Source organism: Scandinavium sp. (assembly GCF_036271055.1).
Lineage (GTDB): Bacteria > Pseudomonadota > Gammaproteobacteria > Enterobacterales > Enterobacteriaceae > Scandinavium.
Genome location: NZ_DATBBJ010000083.1, coordinates 1 through 17,639 on the forward strand (window position 1 = coordinate 1; position 17,639 = coordinate 17,639).

Below are 17,639 nucleotides of genomic sequence, written 5' to 3' on the forward strand. Positions count from 1 at the left end.
GAAAACGACAACATCATCTACGTAGGACAAGCAGGGTTTGAAGCATTCTTCAACCGCGTGATCGTGCTGCAAGACGAACATCGGAGCGGGTATGAATGCAGTAGGTGCGAAGGAAAAGACATCCGCAATGAGTGCTCCTACATCCCCTGCTTCAATTGCGGCGGGACCGGCAAGTCTGTGATCGTAAAAGATGGTAAGTGCTCCATGTGTGAAGGGTCAGGAATCGTCGTTTGCCCTGAATGCAAAGGCAAGGGAGCGTTGATTGTCTTTGCGGATGTTTCGCAAACCCGCCCCACGACCGGAACCATTGTGAGCGTTGGCGAGAACGTCCAGCATTTCAAACTCGGAGACAAAGTAATTTACCCATCATCCGCTGGCCACGGCTACGACATCGGCGGAATGACGGAAGACGGGCAGCAGGTAAACAGATTCATTTTGATTTTGCGCGATGAAGAAATTTTAGCTCGCATGTACGGAACACTGGAACAGCGAGCAGTGAAGAAGAGCATTGCGCTGCATACTGTAGCGTGATGAGTTTGGCTCAAAGGGACATGTAGTGATGGAGACATATTAAAACGCCGTGCCAAGCGACCGTAAAAACGGTATGTCTCCATCGTCCTCAAAATGGCGCGTACTCCCGCTTCCAGATAAAGCAGATGACCCAAAAGGGTACGTCGATGCCGTCAGGATGAACTCGCTCGGCTCGCTCTACTGGTTTACGAAACACACGCTGGGAAAGAATCGCCTAACGACGCTGCACAAACAGCTCTGCACCAGCCTTGAGTCGGAGCATTTGTTTCTCGTTATGCAGGTTCCCATGTCGCATTTCAAAACAACTATGGGAATTGGTCTGTCGATCTGGTGGGCGCTCCCCTTCACCGAAGAAGATGAAAGGCGCATGCGCTACGAGGGATATAGCAAAGAGTGGATTCGCTACATGAAGGCGATGCACGATCAGAACATGCGAACGCTCGTCACGCATGAGATTGCTGACCAAGCGGCAGCAATCGGAAAGGCAGTCGATGAAACGTACCAAAACAACGACCTCTTCAGGGAAGTCTTCAAAGAAATTATCCCAGAGCGAGGAACAACTTGGAACAATTCTCACAAGTATCAGAGACGCCTTCCGGGAGGTGATCCAACAACGGGAACTTTCGAGTACCGAGGCGTTGGCCAAGCCCTACAAGGGTTACACCTTAAAGGAATTATCCAAGACGACAACTTCGGGAAGGAAGCGCAAGACTCCTTGCTGCGCGGCGATGGCCGAGTGGTTGAGGGATTGATACGCTGGCACCAGCAAGTAGGGACTCGCTTCGATCCGGTCGTTAAGAAAGCGCGGCGGCAGCTTGTAATCGGAAATGCTTGGGGCCATGCCGACCTGAACGCATGGATTAAGAAGAACCAACCGGAGTTTTCTTTTGAAACGCACAGCGCAGAAGGAGGATGTTGCGATGGACACCCCGAAGGAAAACCAATCTTACCTAGTGAATGGACAATGGAATTGCTTGCTAGAGAGCGTGAACGTCTTGGTAAATACGATTACTCCCACTTCTACCTCAATCTTCGAACTCTTCCTGAAGAACAACGACTTCATTTGGCGTACCTCAACTATTTCCGATTTAAGCAATCAAGACCTGATTTACCCCTGGACAACCTACAAAATATCTTACTCCTGGAACACGAAGTAAAAGACGGAGAAGTGCTTGAGGACTTCCAGCCGGGAACTCTAACGATGCGTATGGTTGTTAGCGTGAACCACGCGAAGCGAGACAAAAGTTTCTCGCACTGCATCTGGGTCGTTGGATACGATTCAGAATCGACGCGCATCTATCTGCTCAGTCTGTGGGCCGAAGATTCCACGTACTCCGATTTAGTTGACGAGATGTACCGCACAGCGAAGCGCTGGGAGCACTGGAAGCGCGGGGAGGATTTTCTGTGGATGTCGGCGGTCGGCAAGGAATTGCTAAACTTCTATCTCGATCAGCGCAGCCGCAGGGAAAAGCATCCGCTCATCATCCAAGAACTAGAATCCGACGATGATTCCGAAGGCGGGAGAAAGAATCTCATCGAAGCGCTGGAGCCAATCTTCAAAGGAAAACAAGTGTGGGCGCAGCACAATCAGACCAAGTTCCTGCGCGAATACGAAGACTACCCTGCTAGCTCGATGGATACACTTGCTACACTCGGATACGTGCCAGGAACGCTGGACGTTAGCAACGACAGCACTACGGACGAATGGATGAAGAAGCAGATAGAAGCGTTTGAAAATCGCGGTAGCGGTGCCGCAGGTTATTGATATAGACTCGCCTGCATGGCGACGGCACCAAGCATATCGGAGCGTGCTCCTCGTAAGTTTGAACCGCGAACTGTCTCCTTCCCCGCTGGCGTAAAAGAAGCGATAAACAAGTGGCTGCATCGACAGATAGAAACTCTCACCAAGCAAAACAAGAACTTGTTTGAAAATGAAGTACCCCGCTGGCGTAAGATCGTAGACGGTAAACCCAAAGAAAAAAACAAGTCATGGCCATTCCCGAATTGCTCCAATCTTGTCTACGGGCTGGTGGGAGAAACCGTTGATGATCTCGCCGCCCGTGTCCTGCAACTTGTATGGATGACTGCTCCGCTTGTCTACTTTCGCTACCCAGAATCAAAAAACGAAGAAGAATCGCTACAAAATTCTGACAAAGAAAAGGCATTAGCCAAATTCATTGATGACAATGCCGTCGATCCTAAGCAGTTGAATCTCTACCCGATTCATAACAAATGGTTCGTGGATGGGGCTGGATTGGGAAAGTCGCGTGTCTGCGTAGTCCCTGAGCATAGAATCGAAGCGGTCTATTCTGGCTATAGCACGCCCGATGACCGATGGAGTGAAAAGGGAAAGACGCTTTACGAAGGCCCCAAGGTAATCAACTTGGAATACGAGGATGTTCTGGTAAATCCGAATGTTCCAGTGTTTGAGGACAACGACCCGATCATCCGTATTTGCAGGCTTTCAAAGCGACAACTTCAAGAGAGAGTGTACAAAGGGTTTTATCTTAAAGAGGAAGTGGAGAAGTTTATTGATAGGCCCGACCGCCACGGTCCTCCAGAAACCAAAAAGCGTGAAAACAAAAACAGGGGAGTGACGGAAGTTTACGATGATAGCGTTGCTGAGTGGGACATCCATGAATGCTATTTTAGCTGGTATCACAAAGATATCAAATTCCGGCTTATGTCTTGGTATCACAACAAAACCAAAACGATGGCAAATTGCGTTTACAACTTCATTCCAGAAAACCAAGTTCCCATCATTGAAACGAAACTGACCGTAGACGGCAAGGGATTTGCCGAGATGCTAGATAGCAACCAGGAGGAGTTGAGCACATCTGGCAATCAACTGACCGACGCGATTACATACGGGATTCTCGGACTAAACACTATCGACAGCCAGGACCGCAACATCGACCGCAACTTCACGCTGTTCCCCGGCATGTTCATGCGTGCGAAGAAAGACAACTTCATGCACTACGAGATGGCCAACCCTGCAATGGCCGGACTCTCGCTACAAAACAAGCAGGCAATGGTTATGCAGGCGAAAGAACGCGCAGGTGTAGGACCGCCGATAGCAGGGATGGGAGCAGGCAGCACAAACAAGAAGGGGCAGTTTGGTTCGATGGGAACGATGGCTGTGCTGCAAGCCGGAAATTCTCGTGATGCCCACCGTACATCTGGATTCCGATACGCCAGCATTCAATTGTACTCAGTCACAACGGACTTCTACGGATTTATGAAATTGGGTGATACCGACATTCAGCGGCAGGCGTTGCAGGATTACGTTGAGCGCAGGATAAAGATTCCCATTCGCGCAGCCGACGCTTCCATGAACAAAGAGGTGACAAAGCAGAACGAAATTATTTTGACGCAGGCATACGGAGCATTCGTAAAAGAAACCAGTTCATTGCTCCAGGCGTACCAGAATCCAACTTCCGGTGATCCAGTTTACAAAAAGTGGTTGCGCTCCATCATCATTGGAAAAGTGCGCATGTTCCAGCAAATCATCAAGGACTTTCAATTGTCGGACAATCCACAGGAATTCTGCCCTGACATAGAATTTCCGAAGGAGCAGCCGAATGCCCAAGCACAACCCCCCGGTGGTGGCGGACCCCCTGACATCCAAAAGGTGGTCCAAATGCTTCAGCAACGTGGAGCAGGCGGACCTCCTGCTGCTCCAGGCGGGATGGACCAATCTAATCTTGGACCTCCAAGCCAAGGTGGAGGAACTGTCATCCCTGGTCGTGCATGAGATTCCGGCGACAGTAGAGAAGGCGGCAGAACAGAATTTCTTGCGCGGGAAAATTGCAGGCTGGGAAGACTTACTAGAATTTGCGAAAGACTTAGCGGACTGGAAGGCGGATCACAGATGAAACACTCACCAATTTATTTGCATCTTTGCGACAATGAAAACGTAATGGTCGTATCGAAGGGATGGTGGATACGCTTCCTGCTTAGCCAGGAAAAGGCCTTGACAAGTACTGGTACACAAGGTCTAAACTCTGTTTGCAGAGGTACTGGTACGGATGGCTTGGCACCCGTTTTCAAGGAAGTCGGAGGAGCAAGTGCCAGACGATAAGAGTCAGTCAAAGTCTGAAGCTGATGCACTCATTGAAAAACTGGGTGCTACAATTGAAGAAAAATTTGGTAAAAAATTTGAAGCTGTCGATACCCTCCTGAACAAGTGGAACAAGATGGAGGAGGAAGCCGCAAAGACTGTTACCGCTGAAGCGTCCCGCATAAATCCTGACGGCAGTGAACTCACCGAAGAACAGAAAGACCGCAAGGAACGCCAAGCGCTTTTCATTTCCACAGTGCTTACCAATGCTCGCCTGACAGAGAGCGAGTGCATCTCCGCACTACAGGGACGTTGGCCGGAACTTATCCCAGCGATCAAGCAAGATTTCCAAAATACGAACTGGCAGCGCAAGGCGGAGGCTGATTACCCGAAGTACTGCGAGAACGTAGTCGATATGCACGTTGGCAGGGTTGCAAAGCAGAAGGGTTTTCGGCAGAGCGGCGACCGTTTTTTCATCGAAGATTCCACGACCCGCAAGAGCGGCGAAGAAGCTCCATTCAGCAGTGAAATGGATTGGAAAGAGCCGAATAGCGGAAGAGTTGAAACTCCTGAGCAAACACTGCGCAAGTTGGGACTTGATCCGGCCAAGGTAGCCGAGAGCATTAAGAATGGAATAGTCTGATGGAAACTGGCGGAAACCCAATCCCGAAGAAGGTGATGGATAATCTGGTTGAGCAGTTCGGAAACAACCCTTGGCCAGAAGAGTTTAAGGACCTCGTAAATCCCACCATCGAAGCAAACGCAACAGCCCCTCCGATGTCCGGCAGAATGGAATTTATCAACACCGAGTATCACTACCACTGGGCAGGACCAGACCGGGACGGCCAGAGTCCCGTGCATGAGCGCGTGGAAGAATTGCGTTCTGGTGGATGGGAATATGCGACAACGAAGGATGTGAGGTTATTCAGCCAGGATTGCATCAGAGGAAAAAACAAAGAAGGATTTTCGGACGAACTTCGCTCCGGTGACCGTCGCCTGATGAAATGCCCGATGAAGATGTGGAAGAGTATCCGCAAAGGGCAGAACATTGCCGCGTTGCAGATGGCATATCCGCAAGCCTTAGGCGAAGGCAGCCCCATGACTTCCGCGCTGAATAACGGAACGCGTACGTATCTTGGCAGTGAAACCGACATAGCAGAGTTGCAGGCTCGCCGCAACGAAAGCAACACGTCAGTATTGAAAGTTCCAAAGTAGAGGAGAACTAGAGATGCCTAGCTTTGCTGATGCAATTGAAGCGACACAGGATCTTGGGGGAGCAGTATCTTTTCCCGTTAGGTTCATCATCGAGGAAGCTGGTTCAGTGTTCCTCTACGGCACTCCCGTAATGATTAACGGCACGGACGGCGGCGTGCAAGCGTGGGATGCCACGGTTGGCGCTGGCCATTTGATTGCCGGATTCGCCATTCAACCAGCGCAGAACTTAGCCACTACTGGTGCTGGTGCTCCGTCTGGTTTCGGCCCGATCACTGGAGCAGGCTCCAACGTTGGCAGTTACGCGCCTCCAGGAGATTCGTTTCAACCGCTCGCAGTCGTTACTCCGCCGATGGTTCCGATGACGGATGGTTTCAATTACTTTGCTGTTGCTGCTCCCACCGTGGTTTTCCGTGGGCGTATCGGAACATCCGCCAGCGCACCGATTGCAACCACAAACCAGCAAGTCGGTATCCAGTACGGGTTAACCAAAGACACGGGCAACAATTTCTGGTACGTGGACACAAGCAAGACTGGCGCGGCTGCGGTAGCGCAGATCGTCGGCCTAGACCCGCTAGAGCCTGTCGGCACTATCGGCGGTCACGTTCTTTTTACGATAATCGCGGCTGATGCGTTTGGCGCATAAACCTGGGGAGTAGTTACTAAGGAGATACTTTAAATGCCTATTAACCTAATGTCGCGCAACCTCTTCCCCCCAGCGTTGGCTCCTGGGCTAAGACACATCTTCTGCCACTGGCTTGATCTCAAAGAGCACGCTCCTCAGTACACGCACTACCTCAATGAACTCACGAGCGAGGATGCTTACGAGATCATTTGGGAACTGTCTGGCACGGCACCTATGCCGCTCATGCCGGAAGGCACGCGGCCACTGGCGGATGGCATCATCAGCGGGGGCACGAAGAAAACCGTGCATCTCCAGTACGGAATGATTTCGGAAGTTACGCGGCAACTGGTTGCTGATGACAAGTACGGTCTGTTCCGCCGAATGCCTGAGTCGCACGCACGATCTGGAATGTTCTCTCGCGAAGCGGCAGGCGCATCACTATTCAATCTTGGCGGAACAACGATCACCACAACGAATGGCGCAACACTGTTCAACACTGCGCAGCCGCTTATCGGTGGTCCCGCAGCAACAACGATTGCACCGAACATTTCCACGATTATCAACTCAGCGGGAACATATCCCAACCGTCCCACTCCCGATTCCGACTTGACCATGACCAGCTTGCAGCAAGCCATTACAATGCTTGCCTTGCAGCCGGATGACCGTGGTATCCCCGTCCACGTAAAACCGAAGTGGCTTATCCACACGGTTCAACAACGCCGCAATGTGCGTGAATTGCTCGGTTCCCCTGGCGTACCGGGAAGCAGCAACAACGAATTGAACTGGGTCATTGCGGAGAACCTCCAGGGCCTTGAGCTGAACTACCTGTCCACTCCGAACGGCTGGGGATTGATCGCCGATAAAGAGGGCCATCAGCTCAGTTTTTTCGAACGCGAAAATTTGATGGCGCAGACGGATGATGATTTTAAGACGCAGGTTCTTTTGTTCCTGAGTACTCAAAGATTCAGCGTAGTTGCACCGAGCTGGAGAGGTTGTTTTTTCAGCTATGGCCCATAAAATCAACAACTTACAAGATGAGCCTAAATCGAAAATATGTCTCGATTGCGGCAAGGAAAAGCCAATTTCCGCTTTTGGACATGCGACTAATATCCAAATCCAAAAGTCAGGGAAGTGTGTCATTCGCAGGAAGAACATCTGCTACACATGCTTTTCTGTGAGGCAAAATGCCAGGATAAAGCTTGAGATGCTGGCTGCATTCGACTGGAAATGTCAGTGTTGCGGCGAATTGCATCCAGACTTTTTGACATTGCAGCACATTACCGGGCTGGGGAAAACTCCCGGAAAGCGAGCGTCCAAAAAGGAAAAATGGTTTGCCAAGAAACATGGATGGAACAAGGATCATTTTGCCGTTCTCTGTTACAACTGTAACTGCGCTAAGCAGTATTTTGGGCGATGCCCACATGAAATAGGAGAAACTCCCGAACAGGGAATTGAAATCCTTAAGAAAATGGGAGAACCGAAGCGATACTATACTAGCGACAGATGGGGGGCGAATAGATGTAACGTGGAGCAAGTTCTTGCGGAGATAGAAGTTGCAAATGAACAGCGAAAACGGAAACAGTAGGAGAAACGAATGCCAGCACTACCATTTCAAAATCTATCTTTGGGAGTTTCTCCTGAGACATTGAACCAGTTCTGGGAGCAGTTTCAGTTTTCATCCGTTCCGAATGGTCAAGCTATGATGGGCATAGCTTCGGATTCCGCCGCAATCGTTACGCTTACATCCGCACAACTTCTTGCATTGCAAACAACTGCCGTGCAACTCGTTGCTCCTCCAACAGTATCTGGATTGCCGACGTACCTTGTGCCACCGAGGGGATTCTTGTATGTCCCGACCGGACTGACAGCAGAATATGCGTTTGGCGGCACGGCATACACTATTGCTGGAACCACGCCAGTTATTCAGGTTGAGTACACTGGTAAGGCCGTTAACTTGATTTCCATTTCCCCTACTGGATTGGTAGATCAGGCTGTGAATACTACAGGAAGCGTATTCTCAACAACCAGTCCGCTCGTAGCGCTTACCAACGCAGTCAACCTTGGGTTGGAAGTTAAACTGGGTGGAACAACCCCTGTTCTCACACTCGGAAACGGAACGCTTACGCTTCACTTGCTGTACAATGTGTACGCAATGATTTAAGGAGTGCAATGCTTCACTACGCCGAAATCAAGAAGGGAAGATTTGAGACTAAGCCAGTTTCCGCAACCTGCTCTTGCAGCACAGCGGGAGACTTCGCAACAGTAGACGAGGCGCGTGCGTGGATTGAAGGCCACTTCCGAAACCTTAGCGGAATTGACACTACAGAATTGCATGTTGCAGATGATGAACTCAAGCAGGAGGGACAGCCCACTCCTGCCCCAGCCCCTAAGCCTGAGCCTCCGCCGCCGCCGCCCCCTCCTCCAACCCCTGCTCCGGGACGGCCTACTCCAGAGGAAGTCGTTGGTCGCCTCGGCCAAAAAAAAAATAATGAAGAAGGGGAAAAAGAAACATTAGGTGACGCATGATCTGGCGCTCATACATGGAGGTTTCCTATTTCACTTGTATGCGCTGTCAGCAGAAGTGGCCCATTGAGCAAATGGAGTGGGACAACGGCTTGCTTGTTTGCGTGGAACGTTGTAGAGATGTCGCTATCAATGGATCACTGGAATATGCATGGGCTAAGGAAGCATCGAGGGACAGGCAGGAGCTTGTACCCGACGAAAAATTAATACACCCAGTTGACCCAAGCACGCAACTGGAAACTCTTCCCGCATCTTCGGGAGTCTACTAATGGCAAATATTTGGGCTAACCCGTGGACATTCGTTACTGCTGATGTAGCTACGACTGCGGCCATTACTTCGATTGTGCGTAACGGGCAAGCATCGGCACTTATCACAACTACTGCTCCCCACGGGATGGTTGCTAACCAGCGGATCAGCGTGCAGGGCGTGCCGCAGGGAGTATTGTTCCCCTGGAATAATAGTTACCGTATTGACAGCGTACCAACCACTACAACCATACTTGTCCCTATCCGCGACTACCAGGGACAACTGGGAAACGTAGGTGCGGTTGGAAATATTTTCACCGTAGCATACTGGGATATGTGGCGAGGCGAGCAGTTATTGTGGGACAGCCCCGCCGCTGCCGCCGTGCTTACCGTAACGGATGTTACCGGAAATACAGTATGGAACGTGACGGCTGGAGCGGCTGGAACGATTGGACCGTACACCTACGGGAAAGTTTTCTTTGTGAATGGCCTTGTGATTAACGCTCTCCCTTCAGGCACGTTACAGATTACAATCAACTAGCCATCATGGCGATTCAGATATCCTCTAACGGCTCATTTGTTTTGGAATATGAAGGCCCGTATCTTGGGATTGATACGATGGAGCCTGAAACACTATGCCCCGATAAAGCATCTCCCGGCCTAGATAACATCATGCTCCGCAATTCGGAGTTGCGCTCTCGCCCTAACTTCGTAATCGCTATCCCCGGTCCTAATGATGTTTCCAACAACATCTTAGGGCTAGGATCATTCCAGGACATCAACGGAACGTATCACACGCTTGTGTGGGGAGCGGGTGTGACCGTGTGGCAGTACGCGCCACTTGCAGGACCTCCACCGTGGGCCGGAATGATTGGTGCTCCAAGCAGCATGGGTCCGACTCCGGTAAGTCACCGAGTATTCGCCAACTCGATGTACTACACGAACGTGAACGTGTTCAAAGGAATTTCCAGACCTTTTTTGGCGTACTGGGATGGGTTGACGGCAAATCCGATTTACACGCAAACATATGCGGATACGTCCACTTCGCAATCCATAGCGGGAATTTCTCTTACGGATTCTCCTACCGTTGGCGGCTCACTTCCCGGCGCACCTGTCGTTACGGGGCCGCTGGCTATCGGTGGGCAGTATCTTGGTGAGTTAAATAACCAACTGCTCTTGTGGAATGTGTCTGTGTTGGATCAAGCCTCGGGAACGGTATACAGTTTTCCCAATACTCTTTGGTGGAGCGCCAACGGACTTCCGAAGCAATGGGACCCAACGCAGAACACTAGCGCGGGTTTCAATTCATTCCTGGATGTGTCGGACCAGGGCACAGGATTAATGACAAATGGGATTGCGGGATATTTGTTCCGCACATTCGGGATTACCCAGATGACGCCTACCGGAAGCGCCGTGACTCCGTGGGAATTCGATCACATGTGGGCTTCCGACCGTGGCATAGGCAGCGTGTTTCCTTGGTCTATCGCGCAGTACGGACCTACGGGAGCCTTCATATCAGAAGACAACATCTACACTATCAGCGTGACGAACGCGCAGACTATCGGTGGAAAGGCGCGTGACGCTATCTTTGTTGATCTCTTGGCGGCGATAAGCATTCCGGTAGCGAACATCATTCCTATTTTTGCGAAGGGTTATGTCTATCTGACCTATCAAATCGTGATTCACCTTGCAACGTTGACCAGAATTTGGGTGTACTCTTTTGAGGAAAAGAATTGGACTCCGTGGGATGTGCCAATATCGGCGGGGGTTTGCAACTGCCCACCGAATTCAGTTTAAGGGAAGGACATGCCAGCATCGAATGGTGGAACAGCAGATCGCCTATACCTTGAACTCCTGCCATTTAGCATAGGTTTGGTTGGAACCAATCTTTATAAATTCGACATCACGAATTTCAACGATCCAAATAGCAGCAGTTTCTACAGTTGGAAAAAAGAGGATGTGATTTGCGGACGGCAACCGACCGTCAACCGATTGTACATCTCGCATCGGGACTTCGGCGTGTGCCCGATCACAGCAACGCTCACGGGAAACAATGACAGCGGGAAAGTAATAAGCCAATCCATTCCCGTGACGCTGGGAACCACGGCTGCTTCCGGTGTGATTATCACAACGGTGTTCGATCAGATTGCATTCACGGCGCAGAATCCACAGTTGAGCGTATCGCGTGCGGCAAATGCCGGAACCATGTCGATTACCAAGGTGCGGATGGAAGGGCAGGTAGAACGTTGAGAGCGCAACCATCATGTCTCGGTGGGCGCGAGGGCGAGAAGGAACCTCGAAATCTTGGACGGTGGAGTGAGCGAATAGCGCGGGTGCTCAACGGAAACGTGTCGTTCGGCGCGACAATGAGCAACAAAGATGTGGACATGAACCTCAGCGTATTCAAGTTTCATGGGACGAGTCCTGCCGCCAATACTGATTTCACGCTGCCTCACTCACTTGGACGAATACCGATTACTATTGTGGGACAAGATACACAAAACGGAGGATTGATTTATCGCGGGAGCGTTCCATGGACAAAGACGGCATGTACATTTAGGTGTACAACCGCCGCAGCGCAATATAACATCATCGTGGCGTGAGGTAACTTGTGGCGACTCCAAACATGTTGGCCGTGCTTCAGGGGGTCCTGAACGTCACGAATAATTTGCAGTCGCCATCTCCGTACATCATCAATTTTCCATTTGGCAATCCCACGCTGAATGCCATGTCAGTGTTCTTTGACCCATTCTTTCAGGCACTCAATATTGGAAGTGCGATAACTCTTCCTGCTAATCCTTCGTACGCAATCTGCGTGCTGAATCTAAGCACGACGGCGAATTTGAGCGTACAGTTTACGCCTGTTGGGAATCCGGCGACTATTGTTCAAGTTGGACCTGGAGGCATTGTCATTCCAGTTTTCGACCCGAATAAGGCAGGACCGGGAGTAAGCAGTTTGCTTTTGACAGGAATCGGCGGGACAGTTCCAGCAATGGTATTGGCGGCAGCATGAATCCAGCACCAGCGACATTTCCGGCGACGATCAACGACTTTGTTAACAAGGTCAAGGCAGCGCTACAAAACCGCTCTGATGTAAACGAAACACAGACCAATCCAGACATGCGCCCGTCCGCGTGGATACGCGACACGCTGCGAGAACTGACTGCCAGTTATCCGTTTGAAGAGTTGCGCACCAACGGACCAATGGTAAAAATCGGCCCCGGTCTCGGCTGGCAGGGAAGCAATTACATGTACCCCGTGTCGATGTTTCTGAATCCTGGTGATGACATGACGCTGATGGACGATCCAATTATTTTTTTAAACAGTTCGCAAGCTACGTCCGTTGGAATTGTTGCGACTACCACCAATGTTGTAGCTTATCCAATGAGTTACTTATCACCAAAGGCTATTCAATCGTTACTGTTTATTCCGGGAGGGGTCCCCTTTCGTTTCACCCGCTACGGAAACATGTTTTGGTTTGGCTCTCAGCCTGGACAACCATATAACGTATATGTCCCTTACCAAATAAGACATCCATTCAATGAAAATTTACCGTCAACTCCGGTACGTCTTCCGCAAGATTGGTGGGACATATTATCGTATGCTGCCGCTGAGCGCGGCGCGATTGCATTTCGATGGAATGACCAAGCGACGTTTTTGCACAATATTTTATATGGTGATCCGAAATACCAGGAGAGTGGGGGAGAAAACGGAAGGCCAGGCTTGATTAGCGCAAGAATTTTTCAACCAGAGCGCGACCACAGATTGAGTCCAGTGCATGTAATGATTGGAGCGCAAAGGTACTAACCTATGCCGAGAGGTGTCAAAGGTACGGCAGTAATATATCAACATACGTGCCTATTTTGTAAGCGTGAGTTTTCGTCAAAAAAACGAAGACAGGGATGTTGTTCTTTTAGGTGTTCGGGATTTTTTAGAAATCCTTCCCTCCCTACTGCTGAAAGATTTTTGAAGCATGTTAACAAACTTGGTGATGATGTGTGCTGGCTGTGGACTGCCGCACAAGATGGTCACGGATATGGATGCATGATGATGGGCACAAGGGGAATCGACAGGCGCGTTGCGAAAGCCTACCGTGTATCTTATGAATTGTTTGTCGGTCCAGTCCCAGAAGGATTAGAACTTGACCATCTGTGCCGTAATAAACTTTGTGTAAATCCCAAGCATTTAGAAGCGGTTACTAGCAAAGAAAATACAATGCGTGGAAATAATCAAACCGTGGCACAATCCCGTCAAACGCACTGCTTGCGAGGGCATGAGTTAACTAGGGACAATCTGTATACAATTGAGCTTAATAAATATGGAAAACGGCGTTGCATCAAGTGTTGCAGGTCAAGAGCTAATCTCAATAGCGCCATTTCGAGAGCAAGAGCGTGCGGATTGTTGAGGGCACAATGAGCAGTCCTGCTTCGATTAATTCGCTTCTGAGTGGCCGTAACCCTTCAGGGTCAAATCTCTTTGACCCTAGCTACGGGGCAGGAGCGGCGACAGGTTCAAGCAGCGGACAAAATCCCATGCTTCCGCCAATGAACCTGCCTCCTGGTGCCGGGGCGACGAATCCGTTTGACCCAACAAGCGTAGTGCCAACATTCGGAGCGAACCAAGGCGGATACTCTTCCAACTTAGGCATGGGTTTGGTTCCAGGTGGCACGACTAAGGTGCCTTCACAGGGCGGGGCGGGAATGGCCGGCAGTGGCGTGGGAAGCATGTCTGGCATGTCCACGAAGGAACTACAGCAAATGCTTGCGGAATTGAGCAAGACATTCGGTGCTGGTACTGGTTCGTCCATTATGAATTTCCTGATGGGGGGAGCAGGATTCAATCAGCAGGCGGTGTCGAATATGCTTGCTTCGCTACAGCCGGGAGTTGAGCGCGGTACGGAATCTTTGATGCAGCAATTCAGCACAAGCGGCAACCGCTTTGGCAGCGGAGCGCAAATCGGACTTGGCGATTACCTGTCTCAAGTAAACTTGAACGAAGGACAGATAGCAGCGCAACTTTACGAGAAGTCCATAACCGATTACATTGACGTTCTTATGGGCGCGGCGGGGACAAGCCAAAAGAGAATTGCCGCTCAACCGAGTACATTAGAAAACATCCTAAGTCCGATTTCTAATATCGCCGCACCAGCGGCAGGGGCAGCTTCAGCGGGAGGAGTTGGCGGTACTCTGGGTAGTATTCTTGATATAGTGGCGGCACTCTAATGTCAAACGGCGACACAGTAATACCGGGACAGACGCCAGGGACTACCCCTCCCTTTGTACCAGGGCCAACGCAGGGCCAGGGAAGCCCGCCAGGGCAGGGAACGGACCCGCTGACTGCCAGGACGCAGCAAATTCTTTCGACGCTCCTACAGGCTGCGCAGCGCAGGCAAGTGCAACCTACGGGCGTTCCTGCTCAAGTCCCAGGTCAGCAGGACCCTCGCGCAGCCCAGATGATAGGCATGGGTACGGCATGGCCTAGCGCTTGGGGCGGTCAGCGAGCAATGGCCTCGATCGGCACAAACATAAGGAATGCCGTTGCCAAGCAGAAGGGTGACCAACTCCTAAAGGCTGAGGGAGACTGGCAGTACCTCCAATCCTCACTAAACGAACTGTACGCAGCGCAGCAATCCGGCGACCAGCAAGCGGCAGCGGCAGCACAGAAGAAAGTGGATGTCACGCTTGGTGATCCGAAGAAACTGAAGAACATGGCCAAGGCGCTGAATCAGGATTGGCTCAACCCAGAAAAGACGACCGTGTACGGTGAAGCGCTAAAGAAAACAATTGCGCAGACTGAGCAGAAAGCGCAGCAAGAAGGGAAGAAGGCTCAAGCTGCGCAAGGTCTAAAGTCGATGATGCAGCACCTCATTGGCAAAGCGACACAGCCACAACTGAGCGACGAACAGAAGAAACAGATGTCAGCGGAGATTCAGTCCAAAGCACCAACAACGCAAGGAGCTTTTTCACCAGCAGATGCCGAGAAGATGGCCATGACCGTAAAGGATTTAGCGCTGGCGCAGAAGGACATGAGAGCAGCACCAGAAAAGTACGATATTAAGACTATTGCTGATCCTTCGGGAGCCACAAACCCAGATGGTTCACCAAAGCAAATTATCGTCGCCACAGACACAACAGACCCAACGAAACCGTACATAGAAGTAAAAAGCGCGACCGGAGAAAAAGCTAGACCTGGGGAGAAGAAGTATGTAGATGATGGGAAGTTGGAACTAGTGCAAGGAATCCCAACTGGGCGTGTTAAACGCGGAGGACAATGGATAGCTCCAGGACAGGAAGGGTACACGAAGGAAGATACTAATGCCGTTAAACTAGGCATGGATGCCCAAGGACTTTCTCAAAAGCAGAAAGATCAATTGATGGCAATTCGCGGAGAGTCCTATGCTCGTGCCCGTGCTGTGTATACATTCCACGACGTTACTGATACCCAGACCGGAGAAGTACGACAAGTCAGCGCTATGGATATGGCCAAGGAGCCGGGACGCTACACTGGAGCGTCTGAGCAGGAGAAGGTATCTGCTCGTGATTCAGTTCACGAAAGCCTAACAACAAATTTTAAGGCGCTTGGCGATTCGCTGGATAAACTGCCAAACGGATTGGATACCGAGACGCAAGCTACAATAAAGATGGCATTACGGACTGACAATCCCGGAGTATTGGAAACTCTCTTGGTGAACAAAATAAAACAGAATGCGCCAGACGGAGTGTTGCAGTACCTAACGGACATGAAGGCAATGCAAGAAGATATCATGGTGCTGCGCTCTGTTGGTGGCATGGGAGCGGGATCAGACACCATGCGTAATGCGATGGTCAATCTTATCCCTGGACCTGGAAGCAGTTCTCAAAAAGAAGCCAAGATGCAGATAAAGGCTGCGCAGCGCACCACCGAGTCACTATTCGCCCGGCGTCCGCAATCCCTATTGCCGGACACAAGAGATAAAAAAACTGCTGGCGGCGAGATGGAAACGCAGACCTACAACGGAGCAACTTACCAGAGGAAGAAAGGTTCAAACGATCCGTGGACATTATCAAAACCAAAGTAAAGCGATATGCCCAACGACACTCCTCAATCTTTGCCACCAGACTTCTTTGCTAAACAGCAGAAAGCGGAATCTGCGCCCACCTCTCTTCCGCCGGATTTTTTCGCTAAACAAGGGAAACCTATTGATACGTCCACATCCATCAGTGCTCAGCCTTCTATATGGGAAAAGATGAAGTCGAGTGCTAAGAGCGTAGCAATGGACCCGTTCAATCTTCCAGGAGCCATAGGTTCCATGACATCTCCGATTGAGCACTACACGCAAGAGGGACGCGCAGAGCATCCAGTGCTATCAAGACTTGGCGATGTGACCAAGGGTACAAAGGAATTTGCTGGTTTGGCAGGGACAGCGCTTTCACTTACCGGAGGTGAGGGGATTGCTGGAGCGGCAGCGGGAGAAGTTGCTGCGGGTAAAGCGGCAGCAAAAGCCGAAACATCCCTACAGAAGATCAATAAAATTTTGGGAGTTACGAAAGAGGAAGTTGTACCGGGGAAGGTCCCCGCGTCGTTGTCAGAGTTTGCTAACAATCCTGCGCGTGGTGTGGTGAAATCGGGGATTGATGCGAAGCAATTGGCCAAGGCGAATCCATTGGAGCGCAACATTTCAATCATGGCTGCTAGGGATGCGGCGGGTAAAGCACTGGATGAAGTTTTGACAAAAGCTACGCAAGAAGGGAAAACGGTAAACATCCAAGGTGCTATCAACAAAACATTTAAGGAAATTGCTGATCCTAAATTGGCGGACAAAGCAGCAGAGAAATTACATTTACTTTTTGAAAAGGCTGGACTGGCAACTAAACCGCTGAGTCAGTTCACTCCGATGGAAGCACGAACCGTACAGCGTGCATTGGATGAATTCGCAAACTTCTCTGGAGCGGAAGAAGCACAATCGTTCAAGGATATTGCAACGCAGTTGCGTCGGGGAATCAGTGAAGCAACTCGTAAGTCTGTACCGGAAAGCGCTGCGTTCGATCAGCATTACGGAGATTTGGCAAATGCCAGTTCGGCAACACAGCGAGCGGCTAGCGAGTGGGCGTCTGAAGTTCCAGAAGCGAAAATGTGGAAATTTTTCAAAAAGAATATTGCGCCAGCACTTGTTAAAAGTGCTGGTATGGGCGCTGGTGGATTGTTGGGTTGGAAAGCGGCGGAATCTATTTTCGGAAAAGGTGGTGGACAGTCACCAGTGCCCTAGAGTACAGTGACGCTATGTTTCGACCCAGGTAACTTTGGGTTGCTAACGGAAGGAGAACTACCATTTCATTCTACGGAAACATTGAAGATGCTAAAAAGTGTGCAAAGCACGCATCCATGCAGATCGACGGCCTAGAACCAGGAGCCACTTCCCCGGTGCAGGCAGGCAAGGACACCATCGACGGCGGAGCACCGATG

Annotated in this window: 18 protein-coding genes; all 18 read left to right on the forward strand. The window is 50.6% G+C overall.

All coding sequences use genetic code 11. The features are described from left to right. Positions 1–531: hypothetical protein (locus VH187_RS18645; protein WP_329702945.1), on the forward strand; the 531-nt coding region annotated here is incomplete at its 5' end. Between the two features lie 49 nt (positions 532–580). Further along, positions 581–2,296, forward strand: a complete 1,716-nt coding sequence (locus VH187_RS18650) for a hypothetical protein (protein WP_329702946.1) — start codon at positions 581–583, stop codon at positions 2,294–2,296. Positions 2,297–2,311: 15 nt separating this feature from the next. After that, on the forward strand, positions 2,312–4,285 hold the full coding sequence (locus VH187_RS18655; protein WP_329702947.1) for a portal protein: 1,974 nt from the start codon (positions 2,312–2,314) through the stop codon (positions 4,283–4,285). Between the two features lie 313 nt (positions 4,286–4,598). After that, positions 4,599–5,234 (forward strand): hypothetical protein, encoded by a 636-nt coding sequence (locus VH187_RS18660; protein WP_329702948.1) that lies wholly within the window; start codon positions 4,599–4,601, stop codon positions 5,232–5,234. Continuing rightward, positions 5,234–5,806, forward strand: a complete 573-nt coding sequence (locus VH187_RS18665) for a hypothetical protein (RefSeq protein ID WP_329702949.1) — start codon at positions 5,234–5,236, stop codon at positions 5,804–5,806. The genes VH187_RS18660 and VH187_RS18665 overlap by 1 nt, the downstream gene beginning before the upstream one ends. A gap of 13 nt (positions 5,807–5,819) precedes the next feature. Further along, on the forward strand, positions 5,820–6,449 hold the full coding sequence (locus VH187_RS18670) for a hypothetical protein (RefSeq protein ID WP_329702950.1): 630 nt from the start codon (positions 5,820–5,822) through the stop codon (positions 6,447–6,449). Positions 6,450–6,482: 33 nt separating this feature from the next. After that, positions 6,483–7,445: a phage major capsid protein gene (locus VH187_RS18675; protein ID WP_329702951.1), complete on the forward strand. Its 963-nt coding sequence runs from the start codon at positions 6,483–6,485 to the stop codon at positions 7,443–7,445. Next, positions 7,435–8,013 carry a hypothetical protein gene (locus tag VH187_RS18680; protein WP_329702952.1) on the forward strand — a complete coding sequence of 193 codons (579 nt, stop codon included), beginning with the start codon at positions 7,435–7,437 and terminating at the stop codon, positions 8,011–8,013. The genes VH187_RS18675 and VH187_RS18680 overlap by 11 nt, the downstream gene beginning before the upstream one ends. 9 nt (positions 8,014–8,022) lie before the next feature. Next, a complete protein-coding gene (locus tag VH187_RS18685) occupies positions 8,023–8,589 on the forward strand; it encodes a hypothetical protein (protein WP_329702953.1) in 567 nt (188 codons plus the stop codon). 630 nt (positions 8,590–9,219) lie between these two features. Continuing rightward, positions 9,220–9,738 (forward strand): hypothetical protein, encoded by a 519-nt coding sequence (locus tag VH187_RS18690; protein ID WP_329702954.1) that lies wholly within the window; start codon positions 9,220–9,222, stop codon positions 9,736–9,738. 5 nt (positions 9,739–9,743) lie between these two features. After that, positions 9,744–10,994 carry a hypothetical protein gene (locus tag VH187_RS18695; protein ID WP_329702955.1) on the forward strand — a complete coding sequence of 417 codons (1,251 nt, stop codon included), beginning with the start codon at positions 9,744–9,746 and terminating at the stop codon, positions 10,992–10,994. A 9-nt stretch (positions 10,995–11,003) separates the two neighbouring features. Beyond that, on the forward strand, positions 11,004–11,447 hold the full coding sequence (locus tag VH187_RS18700) for a hypothetical protein (protein ID WP_329702956.1): 444 nt from the start codon (positions 11,004–11,006) through the stop codon (positions 11,445–11,447). A 376-nt stretch (positions 11,448–11,823) separates the two neighbouring features. Then, the gene (locus VH187_RS18705; RefSeq protein WP_329702957.1) at positions 11,824–12,210 is read left to right on the forward strand and encodes a hypothetical protein; all 387 of its coding nucleotides are present in this window, start codon (positions 11,824–11,826) and stop codon (positions 12,208–12,210) included. After that, entirely contained in the window at positions 12,207–13,004 is a 798-nt protein-coding gene (locus VH187_RS18710; protein WP_329702958.1) for a hypothetical protein, read from the forward strand. Before VH187_RS18705 ends, VH187_RS18710 begins: the two co-directional genes overlap by 4 nt. Positions 13,005–13,247: 243 nt before the next feature. Next, positions 13,248–13,613, forward strand: coding sequence for an HNH endonuclease signature motif containing protein (locus VH187_RS23495; RefSeq protein ID WP_414713994.1), 366 nt, complete (start codon positions 13,248–13,250; stop codon positions 13,611–13,613). A gap of 341 nt (positions 13,614–13,954) precedes the next feature. Next, a complete protein-coding gene (locus VH187_RS18715) occupies positions 13,955–14,419 on the forward strand; it encodes a hypothetical protein (protein ID WP_329702959.1) in 465 nt (154 codons plus the stop codon). A 281-nt stretch (positions 14,420–14,700) separates the two neighbouring features. Then, complete coding sequence (locus VH187_RS18720) at positions 14,701–16,254, forward strand: hypothetical protein (protein WP_329702960.1); 1,554 nt, start codon at positions 14,701–14,703, stop codon at positions 16,252–16,254. Positions 16,255–16,260: 6 nt separating this feature from the next. Next, on the forward strand, positions 16,261–17,442 hold the full coding sequence (locus tag VH187_RS18725; protein WP_329702961.1) for a hypothetical protein: 1,182 nt from the start codon (positions 16,261–16,263) through the stop codon (positions 17,440–17,442). Positions 17,443–17,639 lie beyond the last annotated feature (197 nt).

Coding starts and splice junctions, on each gene's coding strand:
- VH187_RS18655 (WP_329702947.1), top strand. CDS start 2,312: ATGGCGACGGCACCAAGCATATCGGAGCGTGCTCCTCGTAAGTTTGAA.
- VH187_RS18665 (WP_329702949.1), top strand. CDS start 5,234: ATGGAAACTGGCGGAAACCCAATCCCGAAGAAGGTGATGGATAATCTG.
- VH187_RS18670 (WP_329702950.1), top strand. CDS start 5,820: ATGCCTAGCTTTGCTGATGCAATTGAAGCGACACAGGATCTTGGGGGA.
- VH187_RS18675 (WP_329702951.1), top strand. CDS start 6,483: ATGCCTATTAACCTAATGTCGCGCAACCTCTTCCCCCCAGCGTTGGCT.
- VH187_RS18680 (WP_329702952.1), top strand. CDS start 7,435: ATGGCCCATAAAATCAACAACTTACAAGATGAGCCTAAATCGAAAATA.
- VH187_RS18685 (WP_329702953.1), top strand. CDS start 8,023: ATGCCAGCACTACCATTTCAAAATCTATCTTTGGGAGTTTCTCCTGAG.
- VH187_RS18690 (WP_329702954.1), top strand. CDS start 9,220: ATGGCAAATATTTGGGCTAACCCGTGGACATTCGTTACTGCTGATGTA.
- VH187_RS18695 (WP_329702955.1), top strand. CDS start 9,744: ATGGCGATTCAGATATCCTCTAACGGCTCATTTGTTTTGGAATATGAA.
- VH187_RS18700 (WP_329702956.1), top strand. CDS start 11,004: ATGCCAGCATCGAATGGTGGAACAGCAGATCGCCTATACCTTGAACTC.
- VH187_RS18705 (WP_329702957.1), top strand. CDS start 11,824: ATGTTGGCCGTGCTTCAGGGGGTCCTGAACGTCACGAATAATTTGCAG.
- VH187_RS18710 (WP_329702958.1), top strand. CDS start 12,207: ATGAATCCAGCACCAGCGACATTTCCGGCGACGATCAACGACTTTGTT.
- VH187_RS23495 (WP_414713994.1), top strand. CDS start 13,248: ATGGGCACAAGGGGAATCGACAGGCGCGTTGCGAAAGCCTACCGTGTA.
- VH187_RS18715 (WP_329702959.1), top strand. CDS start 13,955: ATGCTTGCGGAATTGAGCAAGACATTCGGTGCTGGTACTGGTTCGTCC.
- VH187_RS18720 (WP_329702960.1), top strand. CDS start 14,701: ATGGCCTCGATCGGCACAAACATAAGGAATGCCGTTGCCAAGCAGAAG.
- VH187_RS18725 (WP_329702961.1), top strand. CDS start 16,261: ATGCCCAACGACACTCCTCAATCTTTGCCACCAGACTTCTTTGCTAAA.